This is a genomic window from Aerococcus sp. L_32 (assembly GCF_050689315.1).
On the sequence record NZ_JBOEQF010000766.1, the window covers coordinates 1 to 861 of the forward strand.

Sequence of the window (861 nt, forward strand, 5' to 3'; positions counted from 1 at the left end):
GATAGCATCAACGTCAGATACATAACCTGCTTCTTCTAGTTGGATTGAACCGACAGCCCCATTTTCCTCGTTGTAAGTCGCTAAAAGGCGTAAAGTTCCGCGTTCTAATAATCCTTGTTCTTTAATTTCGATCATAGCAATCACTAAGGCAGCCAACCCACCTTTCATATCTGTGGATCCACGGCCGAATAGTTTCCCGTCACGCTCAGTCAATGTGTAAGGATCAGACGTCCAAGCCTCCGCATTCCCTGCAGAAACTACATCCATATGACCAGAAATAGCTAATACTGGCGAACCAGATCCGATTTCAGCTACCAAGTTGGCACGACCAGGAATCCCTGTTGGAATCACCTTAGAATCGATTCCATACTCGCCTAGTAGGGTTGCAAGATAATTAGCCACATCTTCCTCATTGCGGTCAACCGTCTCGATTGCCACAATATCACTTAAAATTTTAATTTTTTCTTCATCAGTAAATACTTTTGCTACTTTTGTCAAAAAAAAACACTCCTCATTTTTCTGCCAATTTCTATGGCATTCATCTCTACTTTTCATTTTAGCACGAATTTTTGGACACAAATAATAAATTGCCTACGAGATTTCAATCAGGGGTGTTCGCTTTTATTGAACTAAGTATGCGAATAACTCTCTCAACTGATTGAATCAAGATTTGGGTTAATAAGATCATATATCATTATTATTTTGGAAATCGTTTTCATAAATCGTTTATTATGCTAGAATAAAGTTAACATCAAATTCCAAAACATGAGAGGAGTGAATATTATGGCAGCTATCCATTATTACTTTGTCCGTCATGGTGAAACGACGGCCAATGCAGACCAACGCGTCCAAGGATGGGCG

Annotated in this window: 1 protein-coding gene; it reads right to left on the reverse strand. The window is 39.6% G+C overall.

What is annotated here, in order from left to right:
• On the reverse strand, positions 1 to 498 hold a 498-nt coding region (locus tag ACRCJ0_RS16305; RefSeq protein ID WP_431391211.1), incomplete at its 3' end, for a M20/M25/M40 family metallo-hydrolase.
• Positions 499 to 861: the final 363 nt, after the last annotated feature.